Below are 25,008 nucleotides of genomic sequence, written 5' to 3'. Positions count from 1 at the left end.
AGGCAATACGAATCAAAGAAACGGAGCAGGGCATCATTAGCCGGCTCCGTTTCTTGATGCTTTCATCGTTTCTACAATGGACTGAGGATCCTGCAGCCCGGCCCAGAACAGCTTTAATTCCTGGCCAAATGCATCCAGTGCATCGACACTTATGTTCAGATCCTTATAATCCGCGTAGGATGGCACGATTTCTCGGTAAAGCGAATATCTGGACGGCCCGTGAGAGCCCCCATCCCCTGACTTCTCAGCAGCTGCCTGATGGGCGGGGAGGCTAAGCGTCTGCTGCTGGATATACGATTGAGATTCTTCAGTCGTAAGAAATTCCACCAGCAGCCTTGCGGCTTCCTTGTGTCTGGAAAACCGGTTGATGGCGAGTCCGGTAGCAAGCAGCAGCGTCTGAGGCATCTGGGCGAAGGGAAGCGGACTAATATCGTATTGAAAAGAGACGTTTCTCATCAACGCGAGTCCATAATATGTTGTCATAATCATACCGACCTTCTGCTGTTTGAACAGCTTCTCGGCATCCGCGTCGCTTTCGGACAAAAAAGCTGGCAGAAACCCTTGTTCATGAAACAGATGGCGGCACTTGTGAAGGATATCCCAAAGCAAGGGATCATCGAACCGATAGCTGTCCTTCTCTTTGGTAAACAGGTATTGGGACTGCAGCAAAAAGATCGGAAACCGGTTGAGGGATTCGATATGAGCATAAAATCCTTGAACACCGGTCAGCTTCTTGATCCTGTTGGCATTCTTAAGCAGCTCGTCCCACGTCCAACCGCTGTGAGGCTCTTTAAGCTCGCATTTTTTGAATAATGCTTTATTGTAGCAAAGTATGACCGGCGAGAATATAAAAGGCATCGCATAGAGAAGCCCATTATCGCTGAACAGACGGGTTAGAAAAGGATAGAAATCAGAAGATGCTGGCTCTGGCTGGGGCTCAAGCAAGTGTAGACTCTCCGCTTCCACCATGTCTCGGTAGTTGCGGTTGTTGAGCGTAAATACATCGATAAAGCCTTCTTCTAGATAAGCTTTAATGGAAGAAGGATACTTGCTGTAAGGAAAAGGAACGGTTTCCACTCGAATGTGAGGATGCCGCTGATGGAACCGTTCCAACAGCTCAATCAAATAGTTTTGCTCTCCAAATAATGAATAAATGCCTATTCTCAATGTGGTAACTGTTGTGACATCCGGCATGGATATTCGATTCCCCACACGCGGCACTTTGGTTATCCAACCTTCTTTAACAAGAATATCCAGTGCTTTGCGCACTGACTTTTTGCTTAGCTGAAATTGCTCTCCAAGTACAATCTCTGAAGGTAAATAACTGCCCTCAGGACGGATGCCTGCAGCTATCTCGGTCCGGAGCCTGGTCAGCATCTCATCCATTCGGGCCTGAAAGGTCACGCGATCGGGTTTACCGCTCATAACAATCTCCTTAATCTCCTTACCCTAATAAAGGAAAGCCAGTTTCGGATTATTATACCACATTGCACACCAATGACCACTATAGATACCACATGGGTATCACAATTCGTATAAATTTGGTAAATTTCAATTGACATACACCGTATTTTTGCCTAATATAGGCACCATAAGGATACCAGATGGTGAAATTTGTCCATAGAGTTCCCTTAACCCATACCCGGAAAGGAGGAGGCAACGCCACAATAAAGCCCGTGTTGGTAACGCTTTCAGTTTGATTAAGTCAGAAGAACCCGACAAAGTATTGCGCTTCGTTACTAGAGATGACTAGGGAAGTAAGACTAAGGAGGAAATCTAATGAAAATCGGCAGGCACAGCGTTCTTACAGTCATAATTTGCTTATTATTATCATTAACGAGCTTCAGCGCCGCGGCCCAGGCAGCAGAGGGCAGCAGACTGTCTCAGAAAACATATGGGATACCACAGGAACTTCTCATACCGAATAACTACACAGTTGCTATTTTTAATGGGACTGCGGGCAAGGAAGAGGGTCGGAATGTGCTTTATGCGACAAGCAAAGGGAAGCCGGGACACCTTAATGTCATCGATCTGGAGGATTACAAGCTGCTGCGCAGCATTCCAATCGGCCCTTCGGAAAGCTCCTGGGCTCATACTACTGCCCCTGACGGAACCTTATTCCTCGCGGCGGACGGCGGAGGGGCCAGGCTGTGGAGCTACTCTCCTATAACACACATTCCTGTGCAGGTTGCCCAATTTGACGGTCAATCCGTGCCGAACAGCATTACTACGGATGAATTAGGAAGAGTATACGTAGGTACGTATCCAGGCGGTAAGGTGTATCAGTACGACCCTCTCACCAAGCAGATCCGAGATTACGGCCGAATGATCGGCGCACTGGATTCCGAATACGTTCGTTCCATCGCTTACCAAGGGGGGAACATTTATGCCGGGACTGCACATAAACAGATAGTAAGGGTGAATGTGGTAACGGGGGAGAAGACGAACATTGCTGGCAATCTTACGGTCAAGGAAGATACAGTATATGACCTAAGCACCATCGATGATCGTTATTTACTTGCCCGTTATACAGATGGCAGCGGGATCCCAGGAGAAGCCTTCATCTATGATACTCAGACGGAAGCATGGCTTGATATCGTCCTGGACAATGTTACGGGTCTGCATGCTACAGACTCTTTGGACGGCAAATTATATTTTATGTCGGACAAAAAGCTGAAAACCTTCGATCTCGCCACCCATCAAGTGGAATGGACCGGAATGGAATACGGAAGCGGATTTCGCGGAGTAAACTGGGTGGAGTTCCCGAATAAGCCTGAGCTGCCGGGCAAAAATCTAGTAACCGTCCGCTATGACGGCGGCGTGACGATTATGAATATCCAAACCAAACAGGTGCATCTCTTGCCTCCTGTGGTTCCTGGATTGCCTGGCGTTGTGAACCGCCTCAAAAGCGTCTCCGATACACAGCTGATAACGACTGGCTCTCAAGCGCGTTCGTCGCTGGTCAATCTGAGCGATCTTACAACTAAGCCTTTCAGCATCGGTCAAGCGGACAGTGTGCATGCCATTGGCGATAAAGTGTATCTAGGGGTATATCCGGAAGGCGGGCTGTATGAATATGATTTGAAGCAAGAGCCGAGCTTAACGAACCCCAGACGGCTTGCTGTTCTAGGTAATGATCAAGAACGGCTTGTCGATATTTCGAGCGGCAACGGCAAGTTATATATTTCCACGATTTCTGGCTACGGAACGCTTGGTGGCTCTCTGACCGTGTATGATTTGGCCACCGGGGATATCCAAGTGAACCGCAACGTAGTTCCTAATCAAAGCGTACTAAGCACGACTTTCCTCAACGGCAAAATATTCGGTTCTACAACGATTCGTGGGGGACTAGGCTCCGAGCCGACTGAGTCTGAAGCCAAAATTTTCGTATGGGATACAGCAACACAGCAAAAGCTGGCCGAATTCCCACTAAAGGTCCCAGGGCTGGATAAACCGATCTTTATCGGCGATCTGTCGGCAGGACCGGATGGATTAATCTGGGGCGCGTCCTATGAATACATTTTCGCGATTGATCCGGTCACGTATAACGTGGTAAAAAGCAAGAAGATTCATGCAAAGCTGAATTTCAGCCAGTGGGCGCATCATCCGCTGGAGTGGTCGGACGACGGGCTGCTCTATGTTCTGTTTAACGACAAACTGACCGTCATCGATCCGGTAACGCTGGAATCGCGCACATTAGCCAACACTTCGAGATTCGATCTGCACACAGACGGAAATCTTTATTTAACAGATTACCAGACCAACACAATCTTATATAAAATCGAAGTGGACGGTGAGGTTGTAGAAGAGCCGCCTCACGTTGCAGTGCCTGTTCGCAATCCCGGCTTTGAAGAAGGTTTAACAGGCTGGAGCCAGTTGTTCGCTCCGGGTACCGGCTACCGCTATGATATTGTCACCGACCGCAGCCTTACAGGTACAAAAAGCTTTAAGATTACCGATACACTCCGGACAGCATCCGTTGCGGTTCAGAGCGACAAGATCCCGGTTACTCCGGGAGAGGAATATACGGCAGGCACCAATATTTACATTGAATCCGGGCAGCCGGGTTTTATGTTCCGCTTTTTTGACAAGAACAACGCGACGATTTCCACACTGGAAATCCACTTGGACGAATCCCGCCTTGCCCAGTGGCAGCAGGTCACACTTAAAGGAAAAGCTCCTGTTAATGCGGCTTACGCAAGATTAATTGCAGTTACGTCCAGATACAATATCGCTGCTGCCTACTATGACGACTTCTTTGTGAAGGTCAAAGATCCAATTCCTCCGACTTCAGTCGTCACCGTGAGCCCATCTTCGAACGAGAACGGATGGATCAATCAGGATGCAGCGGTGTCAATTGCTGCCGATAGAGCTTATTCCATCACTTATTCTGCCGTGGGAGCACAACCGATCCAGAAAACGACAGTAAAAGGAGCATCAACCCAGTTCACGATTGCAAACGAAGGGGTAACGACCGTAACTTATTCAGCGTCGAACTTCTCTGGTATTCAGGAAGCTCCGGGTACGCTGGAACTGCGGATTGACAAAACGGCTCCTGCTATTCAGTTCACTGGACAGCACTCCTATACCGTATCGCAAAGTGTATATATCGGCTGCACCGCATCCGACGGTTTATCCGGATTAGCCGCCGAGCCTTGTACTAGTCCTCTGGTCGATCGTCCGGCTTATACGTTCGAACCGGGAAGCCATCAAGTATCCGTCACGGCTGCGGATAAGGCAGGCAACACCAGCCAAGGAATCTGGAACTTCGAGGTCTCGGTTACCTACGAGGGATTAGCTGATCTTGTGCGTCAATTCTTACCTGATTCCGAAATTGCAAATGGCCTGACCAGTAAGCTTATGAATGCACAGGAAGCGGATAATCACGGTAATTCGAACGCTAAGGAAGGAATGCTTCACGCATTCAATAACCAAGTGGACGCGCAAAGCGGCAAGAAGCTCACAATAGAGCAAGCACAAATTCTTAAAAAGCTGGCCGGGCATTTGTAATCCCTACTCGAAAGAGCCTCTTCCATAGTGGAAGCAGGCTCTTTTCATTCCGTTGCTTGGACATTATTTGGTCGAATTAGATGTCTAGGACTCCATTTCTTGGTATAATGATGGTTGTCCAGAACTTGTCCAGAACAACCTCATGGCAGCAATTTGCATTACATTCTATTACAGTAGGGAAGTGCTGCTAGTGTGAGTAAAAACTTTCTTTCCATTTCGACTTATTATTGTTTGATTTTTATGAGTGCGGGTGCTTATGGTTCCTATATAACCTTGTACTATACAGAGGTCGGACTGGACACGATTCAGATCGGATTGATTGGTGCTTTATCTGCAGTGATCTCAATCATCGTACAGCCTTTCTGGGGCCTTATCGGGGATAGAGCCAAGTATAAAAATAACATTTTATTTATATGCACTTTGATATCTGCCTTTAGCATTTGGCTTATTCCGATGTCAGGCAACCTGTTCTGGCTTATTGTTGTTTTTACTTTATTATTTACGGTCTTTCAATGCGCCATCTACCCCCTTAGTACTACGGTAACCTTAGAGTTAGCCAGTAAATTTAACTTCAAATTCTCAAGTGTCAGAACGGTCGGATCTCTTGGATTTGCCCTTATGTCATTTCTGGCAGGCTGGATCATTAAGTACAATATTTTCTACATATTCGGGTTATATTCTATCATTATGTTTATTGCTTTGGGTCTCATCCCGTTCCTCTCAAAAGTAAAAGGGCATCAAAAAGAAGGAAAAAAAGTTAATTTAAGTGAAATTATTAAAAACCGAAAACTAATTTATATTTTTATATATACCTTATTTATTCAATCTACCATAAGTTTCTTTTTTTCATTCCAAGCGATATTTAGCAAAGAACAAGGGATTAGTACGGAACTAATCGGGTTGGGACTTTTGGTCGGGTCCGTGAGCCAATTCCCTTTCATGCTAATGTTTGATCGAATTTATAAGAAATTTGGGATCATTAAGATCATATTATTCTCAGGTGTCATCCAAGCGATCAGACTGATCCTATTTGCCTTCTTCCTCTCATCAAAGACAATAGTATTTATATGGATATTACATGGCGGGACCGTTATATTGATAGGGCTATGTCTGTTGGAATATGTGAATTCTAATGTTTTGCCAGAGCTTAGAGCCAGTGGCCAAATGATGAACGCCATAGTTTTGCAGGGACTCAGCACGATCTTAGGCAGCTTGGTCGGAGGCATTTGTGCTCATATGACAGGGCTTAAGTTTACTTTTGTTATTAATGCGGTGCTTTGTGTGTTAGCTGTTGGTGTCTTCTGGATTGTGGTTAAAAACACTTCTGTATTCAAAGAGCATGGGACTGATCAAGACGTGGATACAGTCTCATCCCATTAAGGTGTATTTGCCACTTATTGGGCGGCCCTTGTGCCCTTTAACCGGAACTGCATTGGGGCATAGCCGGTCCAACGTCGAAACTGACGGCTGAAGCTGCTGGCGCAGGAAAAACCGAGACTGTCGCCGATTTCCTCGAGCGATCTATCCGAGCGAAGGATCCATTCCTTCGCTTTTTTCATTTTCAGCAGGCTGAGATAGCGGTGTGGCGGTAGTCCGTAAACTTTTTGAAAAAGGAGAGTATATCGGTTGCGGCTTATAAAAAGCCGCTGTGCCAGGCTCTCAATCGTCTCGGAGGTGAAAACGGCCTCGTTCAGCTGCATTTCAATGGCATGCGCAAGGTTCAGCTCGGACACATTAGCTGCTTGTTCGGACTTTTGGGGCTTAACTTCTTCCATCACGTCTAGCAGCTCGCCGACCATTCGGATGATCACGGCTTGGATGAGCAGCTTGCGGGCGGCGCTTAACTGAGCGATTACAGCATTGCTGCTCGTGTTCGCTTTTGAGCGGCAGTCGTGAGGCAATAGTGCTTCCAGTTCGTTCAGCAGGGGCAGCAGCTTGGAATCCGAAGGACTAAGGTGCAAATAGTCGCAGCATCCCAATTGTTCCCTTACCCCTATGTCATCCATATCAAAATGTACAGTAAAGTACGCGAATGGAGTTTGTGGATTAGTAATGGTGCTGTGCATGACACCTGAACTCAAGAATAACCAATCGCCTGCGGTAAGAGCGATTGATCGCCCGTTAACCCACTCGACAGCACTGCCGTCTAAGCAATGAAGCAACTCGAATGAAGAATGGTGATGCTTATGATAAGACCATTCGGCGTCGACGTAGGCGAAATGGCAACCGTGGATTAACAGTGTGCCGCCCATTTCCGGAATGCTTAGTTGAGAATGACTCATCGCGGGTCTCCTGTGCAAAAGGTTAAGTTTCCTATCCTTTTCGTCATGGCTCGCCTTCTTTCCTTCTGTTACCCTGAATGTAATACAAGGAACAAGGGAACAGGAGGTCATCTCGTGGAGCAATATGCTTTGCAGCAAGCGGAAATCGAATTTTACCACACGCATCACTATTTGCATGCCAAAGGGGTCGTGCCTCAAGAGGTTCTGGATCTGGGAAGAAGGATCAATACTCAGTGGGTGGATCAACTGGTCGATGAATGGTATGAACAGGGACTTATTACCGATAAAAGGACTGACCTGGATTTTCATCATCGTCTAGTGGAGTTGTGGAATGCAGCAGGCAAGCCGAGATATTCGAGAAGCCCGCGCCGCGATATCGTCAGTGCAGACATGTATGCATTTTTACGCCATCCGAAGCTGCTCAATCTGGCAGCCGATCTAATCGGAACGGATGAGCTATCCGTACACGGCATTTTCAACTCGAGGCCGAAGCTGCCTGATCAAAAATGGACTGACACTCCTTGGCACCAAGACGCACAATATTATCGCGATGCGGAGAATGTTCACGTCTTATCGATTTGGATTCCGCTCCAAAAGGTAACCGAGCACAACAGCTGTCTGCAAGTCGCCCCTGGCTTCTTCACCAATAGACTACGTGATGGGCACCGGGACGAAGAGTCCGGGTTCCTCGGTCTAGGCAGGGAGGATGTACGCCAGCTGAAGGGCCTTTCTATCGAGATGGAGCCGGGCGACGCACTCTGCTTCACTCAGTTGCTGCCGCACCGTGCGGTGCCGAATCTCTCAGACGCAGTCCGTTGGTCGATGGACATCCGATACGAAGCTACGCCTACGGCAACCGCATCCGGCAAAGCGCAAGGGTTTGTGGCGAGAAGCCTGGCAGATCCAGGTTCAGTGGAAACTTATGAGCAATGGCTGCCCAAATGGGCGCATATTCCGCGCGGGGGGTATTGATTATCCCCACTCATCAGATAATTTGATCCACTCGATTGACGGTGAAGGAATTCCGGTACTGTACGGGTGTAATGCTGTACTTTTGTTTGAATTTTTTGCAGAAATATTGGACATTCCGGTAACCGACCAAGCTGGATATATCCGTTACGGTAAGCGATTGCTGTTCCAATAGCAGGAAGCATGATTTCTCCAGCCGGGCATTCGTAATATAGTCGGAAAAGGAGATGTGCAGAACGTCTTTGAACAGCTTGGATATATATTGGGTTGACAATCCTCCCTGTTCGGACAGCACTTCAAGCGATATATCCTCGTCCAGATGGCTATCGATGTAGTCTTTCAGCCTATGAATAACATCGGCCTGAGCGTAATTGTGGATGTGTTGACTTACATGCCGGGTAATTTGCAAACCTTGATCGGTCAGCAGTTCAATCGTCTTGTCGAAGGTAGCTTGCCTGTAATCGGTGGATAGCAGGGAATGCGCGAAAATATCTTTGTTCGCATTCATTTGGATAATGACCTTGGATAAGGTGGTCTTGATCTGGGTTAGGGACAGATTAATCACTTCAATGGTATACAGTCCTTTTCGGATCAGCTCGGCGTAGCTCTCGAGGAAATGCCGAACACCGGTTTCATCGCCCGCTCTCACCATATTCTCTAGCGACTCATAAGCAACCTGTATAGGCGAAGAGGAGATTTTGTCGATATCCGTATAGGATGTGAGCGATTGCTCCCCGTGCAAAAAGCAATACTGCTGGGCATAGGCTGCCTGTTCATGAGAGCTTTGGATATCATCGATTGATGAAACCAGGCGGCCAATCCCCGCGCTGAATATCAGCTCATCGCAGTTTAGCTCCTGAAATCTATGCAAATAGGACAGCAGCTTACTATCCCAATCCTCATGATCGTTGGAAGGGATATAGAACAGCAGACAAATGGCAGAAGCATTTTTGACGATAACGTCATATCGATAGGGTAAGGTTGTTCCATTCATTCTCTTTTTCCACAAGTCATAGGTGCCTTGACAGAGGTTAATATTAGTAACGGCGAACAAGCTTTCCGTTGGGAAGCCCTTAGGAATCCCGAACTGAATGAATTGGCCGTTAAGAATATTCAGGAGACTATTGTCGTTAAGCTGAGCTCGAAGCTCATAAATGCTGTCATTCAACTGAGTCAACGTGCGATCGACCATGCTGAATTCATTCAATCGGCGCGGAAGAAGAGCTTGGCCGTTGGCAAATCCGAGCTTGGCAATCATTTTGCGCACGGGGCTATATGAGCCTCGAGAGATGAGATAAGAAATAAGGAATCCGAGGGCCAATACCAATAAGCATACACTCACGATCTGCTTCTGTAGCTGCTGCGAGGCCAGCACGAATGAATGAAGCGGACGAACGATGGCATAAGTCCACTTATTCGCAGAATTCCCGTCGCTCAGTAAGGAAATGACGGTATTGCTATTCTCTCCTTCGAATAACTTTGTGTTGGCTGCGGATCCGCCTTGCAAATGCTTGACGATCTGTTCGGCTTCTTCGTTATTCGTACTTCCGGAGCCTGCTAACCATTTGCCATCCCCATTATAAAGGTATAGCCTCTCATCGGGGCTGCTCAGCATACTGTCGAACATCCGTTTGAGATAAGCCATATCAATGCTCACTAACAAATAACCCTTCACTGCATCACCGACAGCATTAAAGGGGAGCGAATAAATATAAGAAAGCGACTTGGTTTGATCGGGATTATCGTGTAGGAACCATTGGTTAGGGGCCAGCTGAGGCAATTGCTCCAATAAACCAGCGGAAGGTGAATTTAAAGGCGTTGAATAGAAAAAGTTCTTGTCCACTACAAAGCCGGAATTTTTAAAATAGAAGGTGATGTTCTTCGTGCCTGGATTGGACGATACCATGGAGCTCAAATTGTTCACTAAACGGTAAATGCGATAGTTTTTCAACTCATACCCGTTATTAAGGAAAAATTGGATATCCTCTGTACTCGCGGGGTTAATCGTCTCTGACACTTTATGCAAGAAAACGCTTTCGATATTGGCGAAAAATGAAGCTTCGGTATGGCTGCGAATGTTGGATAACCGGTTGTGATTGTCTCTCCATATTTCATCCAGCATGATGCGGTTGGCCTTATTATATAAAAAAGCGCCGCACAAGCCCGTCACAAAAACCGTGATGATGCTGTAGGAGATGATGAGACGAAGGAAATAAGAATTGCGAAAATCACTAGTTAACCGCATGTATGCACCTCCGAAGCCCTGAACTTTTAACTTAATATAACGAATGCGTTTAAATTGCACAAGGACTTCTTAAATAAGTATAACGCTTTCTAAAATATTGCCATGGCATTATCCAGCTAGCTCACTATGATTAGAATTAACACAAAAGAAAGGAGGCCACTCGATGAAGTCTACCAGATTATTCTTCACTAGCAAGAGATCGAATCCGGAATCGATCTGGTATCGTTACAAGAAAGCGAAATATTTGTTTGTTCTCCTCATCCCGGTTCTGGCATGGTACGGTCTGTTCCAGTATGGGCCGATGTATGGCATCCAACTGGCATTCAAAGATTTTAGAGTATTCGAAGGAATAATGGGGAGCCCCTGGGTGGGATTGAAGCACTTCTCCATAATATTTTCATCCACAAGCGATTTTGGAAGGGTTTTCAAGAACACGATCATCATTAGCAGCTACAACATCATCTTCGGATTTCCGGCACCCATTATTCTGGCATTGCTGTTCAATGAGATACGCAGCCGTATATTCAAAAGAATATCCCAGACGATCTCTTACTTGCCACATTTTATATCATGGGTCGTGATGGGAGGGCTGCTGATCTTCATCCTCTCGCCTTCTACCGGGATTGTAAATCAGATCATTCAGATGTTAGGTTTTGATCCCATTTATTTCTTGGGCAATAAAGAGTATTTCCGGTTTACTTTAGTTGTGTCAAGTATATGGAAGGAAGTAGGCTGGGGGACGATTATATATTTGGCGGCCTTGTCCGGTATCGATCCGTCCTTGTACGAAGCGTCTGTGATGGATGGGGCAAGCAGATGGAAACAAACCGTGCACATCACTTTGCCTTCGATTTTGCCCGTGATCGCCATTATGTTCATTTTGCGAATTGGTCACGTCTTGGATGCCGGGTTTGATCAGGTTCTTAATCTGTACAACCCTGCCGTATATGAAGTATCCGATATTATCGATACATACGTGTATCGGGTCGGCTTGACGCAAATGCAGTTCAGCCTGACGACCGCGGTGAACCTGTTCAAGAATGTGATTGCCTTTATCCTCGTTCTGCTCACCAATTATCTCGTTAAACGATCGGGTGAGGAGGGATTGGTATGACATTCCGTCAGATGAGCTTGGGTGAGAAAGCATTCCAGGTGTTTGCTATTGCGGCTATAACGCTGCTCTGTGTTTCGGTATTGTACCCTTTCATTCATATCTTGTCGATGTCTTTCAGCACGCCGGAGGCTGCGATAAGGCCGGGTATCCACTTATACCCGCAAGAGTTCTCTTTGGAATCCTATAGAAGAGCTTTCCAGACAGACGGTATATGGATTGGTTATAGCAATACGATATTCCGAACCGTAGTTGGCACTTTTGTTTCATTAGTCGTAATGACGATGGGAGCTTATGCCCTGTCCAAAAAATGGCTGCCCCACCGCGGCTTCTATACTATGCTTATTGTGTTTACCATGTTCTTCAACGGTGGTCTGATTCCTACATACTTGTTGATTCAGAGCATCGGACTGCTAGACAACCGACTTGCGCTCATTCTGCCTTGCTTGATCAACACATTCTCGATGTTGATTATGCGTAATTTCTTCATGTCGATTCCAGAGGAGCTCGAGGAGTCGGCCAAGATCGACGGTGCTAATGAGATTAGGATTCTGATTACGATTGTGGTTCCACTGTCCAAACCAATTCTCGCCACAATTGCATTATGGACCGCTGTATATCATTGGAACGCCTGGTTCGATGCATTGATGTATGTACAAGATCAGTCCAAGACCGTGCTCCAGCTGTATTTGCGCCGCTTGATCATAGAGAATCAGACGAATGAATTGGAAATGCTGGTGAATCGGACCACGAACGGCGTATCGGCCGAAACCGTGAAGTCTGCTGTCCTGATGATGGCTACGCTACCCATTCTGTGTGTGTATCCGTTTATTCAGAAATATTTTGTAAAAGGGATCATGGTTGGTTCCATAAAGGGATAGTCGTTGCTCAGAATTCCGGTTTCTGGTATTTCCAGGCCATCGCCTGCAAATATAGCTTTTCACATTAAGAGGGATGAGAGGGGATTCAAATGATCAAATCAAAAAAAGGAATAACCGTCCTGGCCACAGCAACCTTGTTTACCAGTCTGTTGGCAGGGTGCAGCGGAGCAACCAAAGAGAAGCCGGGAGCATCACCCGCCGCGACACCAACTGCTTCTGCGGCCACACCTGCCGCTACAAAAGCGGAGGAGCCCATCCAACTTTTATGGTTAAACAAAAACCCTCCTACGAAAGACGACAGCTATGTGCAGAAATACCTGGAGAAGAAGTTCAACGTAAAAATCACCAATATGAGAGTGGATAACGCCACTTGGAATGATCAGCTTAACTTGAAACTCGCGAGCAAAGAAGTGCCGGATGTCTTCTTCGTTTCTGGCCCGCAACCGATCCAGCCATTGCTAGAGCAGTATGTGACACAGGGCTTCCTGGCGGAAGTGTCGGAGGAAGCGATCCGTAAGAAGATGCCGGAGTATGCCAAGTCTATCGATAAATATGATCCGTTTATGTGGGCGGACGCAAGGGTGAACGGCAAAGGATATGCGATCCCTGCGTTCACAATTGAAGCCAATACTTCTTTCCTCAACTACTACAACGGTACATGGTTGAAAAATATCGGCTACAGTGAACCGCCCAAAACGCTTGCTGAGTATGAGGACGTTCTAACAAAGTTCAGGAATAATGATCCAGACGGGAACGGCAAGAAGGATACTTACGGCACTGCTGGATCAGGCAAGAACGCACAAGAATTGGCGTTTGCCGGAATATTCGGCGCTTTCCAAGTCATGCCTTTCCATTGGATGGAAGACAAGGACGGCAAGCTTGCCTTCGGAATGGTGACGGAGAAAGCGCGTGCCGCTTTCAAGGAGATTAACAAATTATATAAAGCAGGCCTGATTGATCCTGAATTCATCACGAATGATCTCGCAAAGACCCGTAATGATTTCATCGCGCAAAAGTTCGGAACGCATCAGGATGTCTGGTATGCATCTGTTCCGGAGGTTGGCAGCACGACGACCGCGCTCGCCAAGAACGGTGGAACGCTTGTTACGGGGAAACCCCTCGAAGGTCCTTATGGTCCGGGCGTAGGCTTCGGATGGACGGCGCTCAGCTCCTACATCGGGATGGGCAAGCAAGTAGAGAAGGATCCGAAGAAGATGGATAAAATATTCGAGATTTTGAATGCGCTGTATGTGGATGATGAAGTGTTCCTGACCACGAAGTTCGGGGAACGAGGGGTTCACTATGACTTGGTGGATGGCTATCCTAAGGAGAAGCCGGAATGGTTGGACTTTACGAAACGTCAGAACGAAGTTGGTACTTCCATGTATTCCTTCTTCCGTGGTGGAACGGACCCGCTACAGAAATTTTATTATCCGAAAAATTATGTGGACTACAAGAAAAAGATGACCGACAATGTTCCTGTGATGCCGAATAAAGTTACGTTCGCTGTAGCGGCGACCGCCAAATATCCTAACCTGACGGCGCTTCAGCTGGAATACTTCATTAAGCTAATTGTAGGCGAGGTTGATACGGACAAAGGCTTTGATACGTTCGTAGAACAATGGAAGAAGTCCGGCGGACAGGAAATTACCGATCAGGTGAACCAGAAGCAGAAGGACCGCAAGGAGAAGAAGTAACGTCTATTGAGAAAGACTAGATGCCTCACCTCTCTCGCGGAAGATGAGGCATCTCACTATCAAATTACAACTTCCGAAGGGGTGACCAGATGAAGCTGAACAACCACCGCAACATATATAACGGTGATTCCTGTATATTTTTCTACGAAGCCAACATGTGCAACCCGTATGAAGGCCGATTTACGGCTGAAGTGATTCATAATTATGTTGATCTGCTGGCTGATAGCGGCATCGACACGTTCTTAATCAATCCCAACACTCAACTGGCCTGGTATCCAAGTAAAACGATGCCCTACCTTCTCGCTAACTACAAGAGAGGGGACCGGGAATTTTTCCGCGGACATGCGGAATGTGCAGGACTGCCAAGCGAAGATAAGGTAGAGGCTTACCTGGATCATTGTGTTAAGTTCTATAATCAATACGTCGATCTGACAGATGCAGGTGTGGATTGGCTGGAGGAAACTTCTAAAGCTTGCAGAAGACGGGGAATCAGCCCATGGATCTCTGTTCGAATGAATGATATGCATGGACACCTGAACATAGAAGGCAGTTTTTTTAACAGCGATCTATTGCGCGACAAGAACAATCGCCTGCAACGTAGTACCTATTCGCCCTATGCCATTCATCCGACTGCGCGGGAAGGGATCAACTATGAAATACCCGAAGTCAGGGATTTCATGTTCAAGGCCATTCGGGAGATGGTGGAGGATTACGACTTTGAGGGCTTGGAGTTGGATTGGCTGCGGCAACCAATCTGCTGCGAACCGAATAGCACACAAGATACGATAGACATGATGACGAATTGGTTCGCTGATATTCGAGCTCTGACGGAAAAGCGGGCAAAGGCAGCTGGTAAGCCCTATCCATTCGGTATGAGGGTTCCCGGCAACCTCAATTTATCGAGGGGGATTGGAATCGACATTAGAGCCTTGGTTAAGAGAGATATTATTGACTTCGTCAGTCCAAGCAACAGCCGTCAGACAAGCTGGGAAATGCCGCATGATCAGCTTCGCGAGGAGCTTGGTAATCAAGTAGCCATTTACGGAGTCGTAGAGGATACGCCCAATTGGATCTCTGTGTATTCACCGGAATTGGATCATAAGGGCTACCGCTATTTGCCTGCAAGTCCTGAATTGATGGCGGGTAATGCTGCCGGGAAGCTGGCACTCGGGGCGGATGGAATCGAGTGGTACAATTTCTTCACGCACCAGCCTAAACTCGGGTTGGACGGCAAGTATGACCGCTTGGCCGAGATAGACCAGCTTGACCGTTTGCGTGGCACTGAGAAGGGATACATGTTCTCGACGCTTCGCAAACCGGAATATCATTTTCCATACGAGACGACCGGACAATTGCCAGTCATACTGGAGCCGGAATGGAGACGAACGCTTTATTTGCCCATGTGTGCGGAACCGGCAGATTCTGGGTTAGCATTAACGATACAGGTAGTCATCCGGAAGAAAGAAGCAACGCCATATCTGGCGGTGAGCTTCAACGGGTCGTTCCCTACCTTCGAATCGACGGAGACGAGGGAGCTGTTGATCCCGAACGGAAAGTACACCCAACATGTAGAGGAGCATATGGCTTATAATTTCCAACTGCGGGTAGAAGATATCGTGGAAGGTTGGAACGAGATCTTGATCTATAACGGCTCCTACGGTTGGACGACGGAAGAGGAGAAATTGCCTTATGCGGTATGTGTCGTAAGCGTAGAAGTGAAGGTCGGGAAAGTCTCAGCGTAGAAGTAAAAATTGGCAAAGCTCGGATGAGAACGCGCGTAGCGCGTAGAATGGACTCTAAATAGTTAGGAGGGCGTAATAGTGGTGAAGGCAGTGCTCAATGGCAAAGTTGTAACCCCGCACGAAGTCATTCATGACGGTGTTGTGCTGATTGAAGGTAATACGATTATCGGCTGCGGCTCCAGAGAAGAAGTGGATATTCCTGTAGACGCAGAATTGGTGGATGCAGGCGGCTGCTATGTGGGACCTGGCTTTATCGATATTCACTGCCACGGCGGAGGCGGTTACTGGGCTCATCTGAATCCTTATGAGTTCGCTTGTGCTCATCTTAAATTCGGTACCACAGGTATTCTGCCTACGCTTTCCTATAATGAAAGCCGGGAAGAAGTATGGGAGGGAGTCAATCGGATCTTGAATGCCGGGGGCAAGCCTTACAGCCCAGCGATCCTGGGCATTCATATGGAAGGCCCATACATCAACCCGAAATACGGGGCGATTACGTCCCCGATCCGTCCGGTTGACCCGACTGAATACAACCGGCTTCTGGAGTTGGCCGGCGACCGAATTAAGCTATGGACACTGGCTCCGGAGCTTGAAGGACAAGAACAGTTCGCTGCAGCAGCAGCCGCTCATGGAATTGTGCTATCAGTAGGTCACTCGGAGGCGACTGCAGAGACGATATTCTCCTTTGTTGAAAAGGGCCTGCGTGTAGGCTGTCACTGCACCAATGCCACTGGCGCTACGCCGTCCCCATCTCGGTATGCAGGTACAAGAGAGGTTGGGGTAGATGAAGCGGTTCTCGTACACGACGAGATTTATGCCGAGATTATCCCGGATTCATCGGGGGCCCATGTAAGACCGCTAATGTGCAAATTAATACTCAAGACAAAGGGTATCGACCGGGTCATCATTATTACAGACGCGATGGATGCAGCGGGTTTATCAGTTAACAGGACGAGTGATGATCCTGGGAAGAGGGTTGGAGCCGAGCCGCTAGATGTGAATTTTAATCAAAACGGTGTTCTTTCAGGAAGCTTGCTGACGATGAATCGAGCGGTCCGCAATATGAAGAGATATACAGGGGTCGGTATGGTGGAATCGTTCCGAATGGCGTCTCTTAACCCCGCTCGCGTACTGAATTTAGATCATACATATGGCAGTGTAGAACCGGGCAAACGAGCCAATCTGGTGTTGGTCTCGGAGGAGTTCGAGGTTAGCCGAGTTATATTTGAAGGCGAAATCCTCTAAAGCTATATATAGAAGGAGTTTGTGAGATGGAGCATATATTTTCGTTGCACGGAAAAGTTGTTATCATCACTGGTGGAAGCGGGTTTCTCGGTACAGTATTGACGGAAGCATTGGTTGAATACGGGGGTACCGTGGTTGTTGCCGATCGAGCGGAGTTCCAGGGACATGCTGCTCACCCGGAGCGTGTCTTTTTCCAATCCTGCGACGTATCAAACACGGAATCCATTCGTAAGACGTTTCGTACAGTCAAGGAGCGGTATGGCCGTATCGACGTGCTCATTAATGCGGCGACTTATGGAGCTGGGTATGGTAAAGAGGGAACAATCGCCGCCATGTCGGATGAAGACTGGTTCAAGGGCGTCGATGGCGCTGCGGGCACAGTTTTTCGCTGCATTCGCGAGGTAATCCCGTATTTCGAGGAGAATGGAGGCGGCAGTATCGTGAACTTCGCCTCGATGTACGGGATGGTATCGCCGGATCCGCGAATATATGGGGATAGCGGTGCCAACAACCCTGTCAATTACGGTGCTGGCAAGGCAGCTGTAATCCAACTGACCAAATACTGCGCGGGGCATCTGAGCGGTAAAAATATCCGAGTTAACAGTATTTCCCCCGGTCCGTTCCCTAATTCGGCAACCCAGCCTGACGAAGCCTTTCTCAGGGAGTTGAACAATAAAACGATGCTCGGGCGAACCGGACGACCGGAGGAGTTAGTCGGACCTGTGCTTTTGCTCGCTTCACAGGCTTCGAGTTTTATGACGGGCTCGAATATCGTAGTGGACGGCGGTTGGACCGCTTGGTAATTTGCAATATATCTCATACGAAAAGTAGACACTCCTCCTCACACCTAACTTAACTCAGGTCGCAAGTTTCCTGGCCATCGGCCAAGTTTTTTGTGCTTAAAGAAAATTTTAAACCAAACTTAACTCCAAGGTTAAAAGGTGAGGACCAGGGAAATAATGAACTCAATTTACTACTAGTTAGTATTATTCTGGACTAAGTGAAGATAGGTGTTGTTACTTAGGTATTACTTCATAAAAGTCGTATGCTCTCCTTGCTCGAAAAAAGTGTGTTCGAGTTCGCGACTTTCCTTTACCTGCATAAGCTGCAGTTAATTTGCTGAGAGTCGGGCCTTTTACTCAATTACCTGCATTTCGTACAGTTAAATTTATGGGATCTGGCTCATCTCGATAAAAGTCTAATCATTAGCTGCAGGTTTTACAGTTATTATTCAAATATGGTGCGTTTGAGTGAAATTAACTGCAGGTTTTGCAGTTGCCTATCACACTATTTAAGAAATTTATTGCCTCCCTAATCCATAGTCGAATAGAAGGGCAGGAAGGTGGAGCGGAGAAACGAAGTAGTTGCCTTTGTGGCTGGGTTCCTACCTCTAACATCATAATCAAGGGAACCCAAGCACAATAGCAATCGTAGCCCACCTTCCTGCCCTCCCTCGGGCACAACTGAACTCAATCGCCAAGGACCGCTAGAGTGATCTTCTCTAGCGGTTTTTCTTATTTTATGTGAGCCCCAACAAGGTATCCTCAAATAAAAGCGATTACAAAATACTGGAATATGATTTATAATAAAAATACATACAAGAAAATATTTCACTATAATGAAAACGAAAGAACTCCGTTAATTTGTGTTTGTGACGGTAGTTCAATCTCAAGGGGATGATGAGTTGAATTGTTGGCGGGCAGATGTACTGGTTGTAGGAGGAGGGACAGCAGGTGTGACTGCGGCGATTGCAGCAGCCGAAGAAGGTGCAGATGTTGTATTAGTTGAACGCGACAGCGGATTGGGCGGAGTCGGCGTTCGTGCTGGCGTGCACTATTATTATCTTGGTACGACAGGCGGCATACAGGATTCGCTGGATGAGACGGCCCAGCACCTCAATGCACAAATGGGCAGCACATCCAAGACATTCCTTCCAGAGTCCAAGGCGCTCGCGATTGAGAAAAGGTTCACCGAGCTAGGCATACGCACGGTGTACGAGGCAGTTGTCTCAGAGGTGATCATGGACGGAGTGAAGGTCCGGGGCGTGATCATCGAGAGTGAACGTGACTCGCTGAGAATCGAAGCCGCAGTGACCGTTGATGCAACCGGAGATGGGGACATCGCGTATTTGGCGGGAGCCGAATATACGCTTGGTCGAGAATGGGACGGCGGGCTGCACAATTATTCTCTCGTTCCCCGTTATGTGGATGAGAAGAACCAGCTGCGATGCAAAAACTTCGATATTGGTTGGGCCGATATTACCGATATCGGTGATGTTTCACGCGCTTATCGAACAGGGCGGCGTCATGCTTGGCGAGGGGAAGAGGTTCCATCCAACACACACTACACTGTAATTGGTCCGCAATTAGGTGTGCGGGAAGGCCGTCTAGTGCAGGGTGAATATATTATGAAGCAAGATGATTTATTGTTTGACCGACGCTTCGACGATGTTGTGATGCGATGTTTCGCTCACCATGAGAACCACGCCTTCGATTACGCGAATGAAAGTGAATGGTCGCAGATCTGGGTGGCCGTACTGGGGATGTGGCGCTTCGGGTTCGGGGGTGACGTTCCTTACCGCTGCCTAATCCCCCGCGGTATTGAGGGTTTGTTGATCGGCAGCCGAGCGTTCTCACAAGACCATGACAATGCGGTAATGCTGCGGATGCAACGCGATCTGCATAAGATTGGCGAGGTTGCCGGTACGGCGGCTGCATGGAGTGTGCAGGAAGCAGTATCCCCGAAGCAAGTCAATGTGAGCCATCTGCAGGAAAGGCTGATTGCGCGCGGAGTATTAAATGCGCAGGATATATTACACCGACCGAGCGCGCCATGGTTGAAGTTCAAAGGGGAATCTGCTGATGATCGACAGCGTCCATTGGAAGAAGGGATTCAGACTGCTGATGTTGACGCGCTGATTCGGCATCTGGGCGGCGCTGAAGAATCGATTGCTTTATGGTGGCTGTGGCAGTTCGGTGACGTGAGCGTAGAGCCTTTATTGGAAGTGTTGAGTCTTACGGAAGGCAGGCGGCAGAGAGGCGCAGCATTCGCACTCGGGCTCTTGCGGCATCCTGCAAGTGTCCCATTCCTTGTGGGGACTTTTCGCAGCAGGGACACTGACCGACCGAATGAGCTGACGCGCACAGAAGAGAGGTGGCTCGCAGCCCTTATCCTCTTGAAGCTTATGAAGGATGTATCCGTGGCGGTCGATGTGCCTGAACTGCTTATTAAGGAGCGAAGAAGTGCGACTCTTCTTTTTTTGCTTCATTATATGATAGCGGTGGCAGACCAGCTGGATGACAGTTTGAAAGAGGAGACCATTACGGCTGTTAATGAGATGTTATCCGACAAGGGACTAGGAAATGATTATATGCTGCACGGTGCCGGTCCCGCGATTGATGTAAGTGAAGACACACGCTCAATGAGATGGGGGCTGGAGCTTACAGCTAGCTACTTACTAGAGTTGATAGGGGGGCCGGGTCAAGGAATACTTGAGCAATACCGTCATGATCATCGGGCATATGCAAGAACAGCGGCCGACAAGCTTATTACCCGTTTGTCTGAAGCGAAGGGAGAGATACCTTCTCATGAGTGAAGTAATACGCAAGGACATGAATGGCGAACAGGTAGCCTTCTTGGGAACATATGATGCAATCGTAATCGGTGGAGGAGTATCGGGTATATCCGTTGCGCGGACAATGGCAGCAGAAGGTCTTAATGTTGCGCTGATTGAACCGACAGGAATATTAGGGCGGGAAATAACGCGCGGCTATAACACTTTCGTTAAGCTGCATGAACATGCTAACCATTCTTCCTCTGTGCGTGAATACTACGACCGTTTGCGGGATAGCAAAGGATGGTTTGAAGATCAGGTAGACCCGACAGCGGCTGCTGTTGCGTTCGATGAGCTGCTTTCCAGATATACAGTGAACGTGTTGTTCCATGTTTGGCCATCCCGGTTGTTGACGAAGGGGCGGCAAGTGTATGGATTGGAGGTAGCCTGCAAATCAGGCCGTGCCCGACTGGATGCGCCGAAGGTGATCGATGCCTCGGCACACGGCAAAATCAGCAGGATGTGGTTCCATGCAGAACATGCAGACAAACAAATATCCATGGTGCATTTAATATACAACGGCGTAACCGACAAATGTCCGGAAGAAACCGTGCTGACATCGCCGATAGCAGGGGAAATGCGGGTGGTGTGTCGTCCTACATTCTGGATGAATGAGTGGCGTGTGACGCTCATCTCGAATCAACGACGGTCCAGAGCCGAATGGCTGCTTCTGTTGGAAGAGCTGCTGATCATGCTGCGTGCAAGCATTCCTGCGCTGCGGACAGGGGTATTAGCGCATCTTAGCGATGATGTCAGCGGTGATCCCGAGCTTCGTATATCCTCTGAATCATTTGTTGGTTGGACCGCCGGTCATGTTATCGACCCACATGTTGAAGCGGACAAATCCATACCGTCTCGCACGGTTCCGATCTTTCAAGAAATGTTCTGCAATCCCGCCGTTGTAGATGGTTTGTTCATGGCAGGCCCTTGGTTAGAGGGATTTCCGTACGATCCACGATGTGAAGAGACCTCTGTAGTCAACGCTTTCCTACTTGGTGATTTGGTAGGCCTGGCTGCACTTCGGAAGATCTGAATTTCAAGCTCGTCTCGTAGTAAAAAATAGTTAAAAGTGTGCATAGCAATGAAGAAATTTTTGGCTAGTTCTTGATTAGATTTCAAGATTAGGGTGTGCACAGTTCTGTCAATTTTGTGTTAACGCCTGTTAGGCATCTCACTCAGGGGCATCCGATAGGATGCCCTTTTCAATTTCAGTGTTAGAGTGATACGGTGAACCGTATCAAAAATGTGACTTAAGTCATAAAATTTGGATTATTATGCCGAAAAATATTGGATTTCGGCTTCCGCTAGTGCACATCTTCATCTAGAATAGAATCAAAGGGATACCTATAATGGGAGTAGATGCCGTTACTTTTTATTTCAGCTTTGATCTTCATAAAACGGTAACTGATCCGGGCGCCATGTCTGGATATGAAATTGGGTAAATGCGGGGTATTCTGTATTTTAAAAGGGATGGGCGTGGAATGACATTGAAAAAACGGATAAAAACAAGCGTGATATTTTTACTTTTCTCGATTGCCTGTATTCTAGTTCTTATTTCTATTTCAAACAAGGTTCATGCATCAAATGTAGTTAATCTTGCTTATAATCCAAACTATCAAACTCAGACGGGTTACCCGCAAGTTACGGCGTCATACACGTGTAACTGCGGTGATAGTACCTGGAGTGCAGTCAATGGCATTTACTCTTTCAATGAGAATCCGCGTGATCGATGGACCAATTACAGCTCCCCGAATAGTTCGGATTGGTTGGCCATTAATTTTGGCACAGTGACAACTTTTAACAGGGTCAATTTATACATTTTTAATGATGGCGGCGGAGTACAGCCACCGGCTAGTTATGTTGTTCAATATTGGAATGGCAGTGGTTGGGCAACTGTAACCAATGCAACATATAGCCCAGTGACACCTTCGGCAGCTTTAAAAAGTGTGGCAAATTTAGATCCCAGGGAAGCGTTGAATACGGTATATTTTGATACGGTCACTTCCGATCAAGTAAGAACCGTATTTACAAATGGTAGTGCCAAAGTTGGAGTAGTTGAAATGGAAGTTATGTTAGACAATGGGATCGTAGTGAATTTCAACAGCACTGGCGGTACGGGGGTGGACAGCGAGACGGTGAGCTACAACTACCCGGCTGCGGTGCCCGTCTCACCGATGAGGGAGGGATATACATTCGGAGGCTGGTACTCGGATACGGGGTTAAATAGTGCTTTCGATTTCTCTACTCCGATCACACAGGACACGACTTTGTACGCGAAGTGGACTCAAAGCTCTAATGCAGACCTGAGCACCTTAACTCTTTTGAGTGGAACGCTCAGTCCGGTGTTTGCCGCCGGCACGACAAACTACACAATAAGCGTAGCCAATAGTGTATCATCGCTCACCATGACAGCGATAGCGGCAGATAGCACGGCGACGATGCAGGTACGGGTCAACGGAGGTTCGTATACGACGGTGGCAAGTGGCAGCGCGAGCGGCATGCTTAACCTGAACGTAGGCGCGAATACAATCGATGTGCAAGTGAAGGCTCAGGATGGAACGACGAAGACGTACTCGGTAACGACGACGCGTGCTGAAGCGCTCGTTTGGACATATTGTGCAGGAGAAAATGGATATTGTTCATTTTCGGGGTTAAAAGAAGTGCGTTATGGAGCAAATGGTATCTACGCCTATAGAAATTTTACTAACGGAACAGATTGCAGCAATTCGATCTTTGGTGACCCTGTACCAGGGGTTGGTAAAGCGTGCTATTTCTCAGATATAATTATGAGCGGGTTGATGTTGTCGAGCGGGACACTAAGCCCGGTGTTCGACTCGGCCAAGACCAGCTACACGTCGAGTGTGGCGAACAGTGTGTATAGTATCACGGTGACGCCGATTATATCGGACATTACGGCAAGCGTAACCGTGAACGGTACGGTTGTGGCGAGTGGGCAAGCGTCAGGCGCGATAAGCCTGAACGTGGGCAGCACCCCAATCACTGTGTTTGCCATGTCAATGGATGGAACAACGAGAACCTACACGATAACGGTGATGCGGGCGCCGCGATTGACAGGTTTAACGCTGTCAAGCGGTACCTTGAGCCCGTCGTTTGATTCAGCCACGACCAACTATACGGCGAGCGTGGCGAGCAGCGTGAACAGCATTACGATAACGCCGACGGTGTCGGATAGTTCGGCAACCGTAATGGTGAACGGCGTGGTTGTGGCGAACGGGCAAGCGTCGGGCGCGATAAGCCTGAACGTGGGAGACAATCCGATCACTGTGGTGGCAACAGCGTTAGATGGAACAACGACGCAGACGTTCACGTTGATAGTGAAGCGCGCAGCATCGTCCGATGCGGATTTAAGCGCGTTAGAGGTTTCGACGGGGGTATTATCACCGGACTTTGCTTCCAATGTAGTATCCTATACCGTCACGGTGACGAATGATGTTTACCAGGTGTTCGTAACCGCCATGGTTCCGGGTAGCTCCATGATTACGGTGAGGGATGCAACGTATGGGGCGAACAACCCCATCGGCATCACGGAGAACGAAGCGGCAAATGGGCAGAAATCGATCAACTTTCCTGTAATGATCCATGATGACGGGACGGCCACGATAAGGATCAACGTTATCGCGGAAGACCAGGTGACCACGAAAACGTACTCGATTCAGTTCAGGACCGATTTATCCGTGCTAACCGCGCAAACAGACGCGTCGGGTCAAATGATCAAATTAACGTTTAACCAGCCGCTTGCCCCAGAATCCATAGTTGCCGGTGCGTTTTTAGTACATGTCGGCAGCATTCCGATTATAGTGGAGCAAGTCGTTTACAGCTCCTCCGACGGTACAACGGTAGACCTTTTCGTGAATGAACCACTGTATAAATGGGACCGGATAACGGTCGACATGCAAGGGGGGGTCATCCAAAGCGTACTCGGTTCTCAGCTTACCGCCACTGCCGCTATGGATGTACAGAACAAAATTACCGTCTATAGTCCTGATTTTCCAGATCCCAATGACATTCATATCAATAACATCGTCGCTTTTTTGAACAGGCGTCATTTCGATGTCGATGCGAATGGAGACGGGACTTTCGATCGCTCAGACATTAGAATGCTCCTGTTTCAAATCCAACCTCTCTCCCGTTAACATAGTTCTCATCATAACGTAGTAGAAAGAAAGTCCCTGATTCGTTGTATCAAGCAACG

General features: G+C 47.8%; 15 protein-coding genes. 12 read left to right on the top strand and 3 right to left on the bottom strand.

What is annotated here, in order from left to right; translation table 11 throughout:
* Positions 1-36: 36 nt before the first annotated feature.
* Positions 37-1,425 (bottom strand): ABC transporter substrate-binding protein, encoded by a 1,389-nt coding sequence (locus AC58QD_RS11105; RefSeq protein WP_497333066.1) that lies wholly within the window; start codon positions 1,423-1,425, stop codon positions 37-39.
* A gap of 354 nt (positions 1,426-1,779) precedes the next feature.
* On the opposite strand from AC58QD_RS11105, the gene AC58QD_RS11100 reads away from it, so the two are divergent.
* Together AC58QD_RS11100 and AC58QD_RS11095 are read left to right on the top strand one after the other, a co-directional pair.
* Complete coding sequence (locus AC58QD_RS11100; RefSeq protein ID WP_497333064.1) at positions 1,780-5,010, top strand: hypothetical protein; 3,231 nt, start codon at positions 1,780-1,782, stop codon at positions 5,008-5,010.
* A 192-nt stretch (positions 5,011-5,202) separates the two neighbouring features.
* Complete coding sequence (locus tag AC58QD_RS11095) at positions 5,203-6,390, top strand: MFS transporter (protein WP_497333062.1); 1,188 nt, start codon at positions 5,203-5,205, stop codon at positions 6,388-6,390.
* Positions 6,391-6,404: 14 nt separating this feature from the next.
* Here the strand turns inward: AC58QD_RS11095 and AC58QD_RS11090 are convergent, their stop codons facing one another.
* Positions 6,405-7,292 carry an AraC family transcriptional regulator gene (locus AC58QD_RS11090; protein WP_497333060.1) on the bottom strand — a complete coding sequence of 296 codons (888 nt, stop codon included), beginning with the start codon at positions 7,290-7,292 and terminating at the stop codon, positions 6,405-6,407.
* A 114-nt stretch (positions 7,293-7,406) separates the two neighbouring features.
* On the opposite strand from AC58QD_RS11090, the gene AC58QD_RS11085 reads away from it, so the two are divergent.
* On the top strand, positions 7,407-8,264 hold the full coding sequence (locus AC58QD_RS11085; RefSeq protein WP_497333058.1) for a phytanoyl-CoA dioxygenase family protein: 858 nt from the start codon (positions 7,407-7,409) through the stop codon (positions 8,262-8,264).
* A gap of 13 nt (positions 8,265-8,277) precedes the next feature.
* Here AC58QD_RS11085 and AC58QD_RS11080 read toward each other — a convergent pair whose 3' ends face one another.
* Entirely contained in the window at positions 8,278-10,506 is a 2,229-nt protein-coding gene (locus AC58QD_RS11080; protein ID WP_497333056.1) for a helix-turn-helix domain-containing protein, read from the bottom strand.
* A 163-nt stretch (positions 10,507-10,669) separates the two neighbouring features.
* Here AC58QD_RS11080 and AC58QD_RS11075 point away from each other — a divergent pair, with 163 nt between their 5' ends.
* The 9 genes from AC58QD_RS11075 to AC58QD_RS11035 all read left to right on the top strand — a co-directional run bounded on the left by AC58QD_RS11075 (position 10,670) and on the right by AC58QD_RS11035 (position 24,949).
* Entirely contained in the window at positions 10,670-11,620 is a 951-nt protein-coding gene (locus AC58QD_RS11075; RefSeq protein ID WP_497333054.1) for an ABC transporter permease, read from the top strand.
* On the top strand, positions 11,617-12,498 hold the full coding sequence (locus AC58QD_RS11070; RefSeq protein ID WP_497333052.1) for a carbohydrate ABC transporter permease: 882 nt from the start codon (positions 11,617-11,619) through the stop codon (positions 12,496-12,498). The genes AC58QD_RS11075 and AC58QD_RS11070 overlap by 4 nt, the downstream gene beginning before the upstream one ends.
* An 89-nt stretch (positions 12,499-12,587) precedes the next feature.
* Positions 12,588-14,195, top strand: a complete 1,608-nt coding sequence (locus AC58QD_RS11065; protein WP_497333050.1) for a type 2 periplasmic-binding domain-containing protein — start codon at positions 12,588-12,590, stop codon at positions 14,193-14,195.
* An 89-nt stretch (positions 14,196-14,284) separates the two neighbouring features.
* Entirely contained in the window at positions 14,285-15,937 is a 1,653-nt protein-coding gene (locus AC58QD_RS11060; protein WP_497333048.1) for a hypothetical protein, read from the top strand.
* A gap of 78 nt (positions 15,938-16,015) precedes the next feature.
* A complete protein-coding gene (gene nagA / locus AC58QD_RS11055; RefSeq protein WP_497333046.1) occupies positions 16,016-17,182 on the top strand; it encodes an N-acetylglucosamine-6-phosphate deacetylase in 1,167 nt (388 codons plus the stop codon).
* A 26-nt stretch (positions 17,183-17,208) separates the two neighbouring features.
* Positions 17,209-17,985 (top strand): SDR family oxidoreductase, encoded by a 777-nt coding sequence (locus AC58QD_RS11050; protein ID WP_497333044.1) that lies wholly within the window; start codon positions 17,209-17,211, stop codon positions 17,983-17,985.
* A gap of 881 nt (positions 17,986-18,866) precedes the next feature.
* Complete coding sequence (locus AC58QD_RS11045; protein ID WP_497333042.1) at positions 18,867-20,777, top strand: FAD-dependent oxidoreductase; 1,911 nt, start codon at positions 18,867-18,869, stop codon at positions 20,775-20,777.
* Positions 20,770-21,828 (top strand): FAD-dependent oxidoreductase, encoded by a 1,059-nt coding sequence (locus tag AC58QD_RS11040; RefSeq protein ID WP_497333040.1) that lies wholly within the window; start codon positions 20,770-20,772, stop codon positions 21,826-21,828. The genes AC58QD_RS11045 and AC58QD_RS11040 overlap by 8 nt, the downstream gene beginning before the upstream one ends.
* A gap of 409 nt (positions 21,829-22,237) precedes the next feature.
* A complete protein-coding gene (locus AC58QD_RS11035; RefSeq protein ID WP_497333038.1) occupies positions 22,238-24,949 on the top strand; it encodes a cadherin-like beta sandwich domain-containing protein in 2,712 nt (903 codons plus the stop codon).
* The last annotated feature ends 59 nt before the right edge of the window (positions 24,950-25,008 follow it).

It is taken from the genome of Paenibacillus sp. J2R1T-4, assembly GCF_059692235.1.
The sequence above is the reverse complement of the archived record's forward strand: the minus strand, read 5'-3'. Positions and strand labels throughout refer to the sequence as shown.

Bases quoted from the DNA above. Each gene is read 5' to 3' on its own strand.
- AC58QD_RS11080 (WP_497333056.1), bottom strand. From the start codon at position 10,506: ATGCGGTTAACTAGTGATTTTCGCAATTCTTATTTCCTTCGTCTCATC.
- AC58QD_RS11050 (WP_497333044.1), top strand. From the start codon at position 17,209: ATGGAGCATATATTTTCGTTGCACGGAAAAGTTGTTATCATCACTGGT.
- AC58QD_RS11040 (WP_497333040.1), top strand. From the start codon at position 20,770: ATGAGTGAAGTAATACGCAAGGACATGAATGGCGAACAGGTAGCCTTC.
- AC58QD_RS11075 (WP_497333054.1), top strand. From the start codon at position 10,670: ATGAAGTCTACCAGATTATTCTTCACTAGCAAGAGATCGAATCCGGAA.
- AC58QD_RS11035 (WP_497333038.1), top strand. From the start codon at position 22,238: ATGCGGGGTATTCTGTATTTTAAAAGGGATGGGCGTGGAATGACATTG.
- AC58QD_RS11100 (WP_497333064.1), top strand. From the start codon at position 1,780: ATGAAAATCGGCAGGCACAGCGTTCTTACAGTCATAATTTGCTTATTA.
- AC58QD_RS11070 (WP_497333052.1), top strand. From the start codon at position 11,617: ATGACATTCCGTCAGATGAGCTTGGGTGAGAAAGCATTCCAGGTGTTT.
- AC58QD_RS11105 (WP_497333066.1), bottom strand. From the start codon at position 1,425: ATGAGCGGTAAACCCGATCGCGTGACCTTTCAGGCCCGAATGGATGAG.
- AC58QD_RS11065 (WP_497333050.1), top strand. From the start codon at position 12,588: ATGATCAAATCAAAAAAAGGAATAACCGTCCTGGCCACAGCAACCTTG.
- AC58QD_RS11060 (WP_497333048.1), top strand. From the start codon at position 14,285: ATGAAGCTGAACAACCACCGCAACATATATAACGGTGATTCCTGTATA.
- AC58QD_RS11090 (WP_497333060.1), bottom strand. From the start codon at position 7,292: ATGAGTCATTCTCAACTAAGCATTCCGGAAATGGGCGGCACACTGTTA.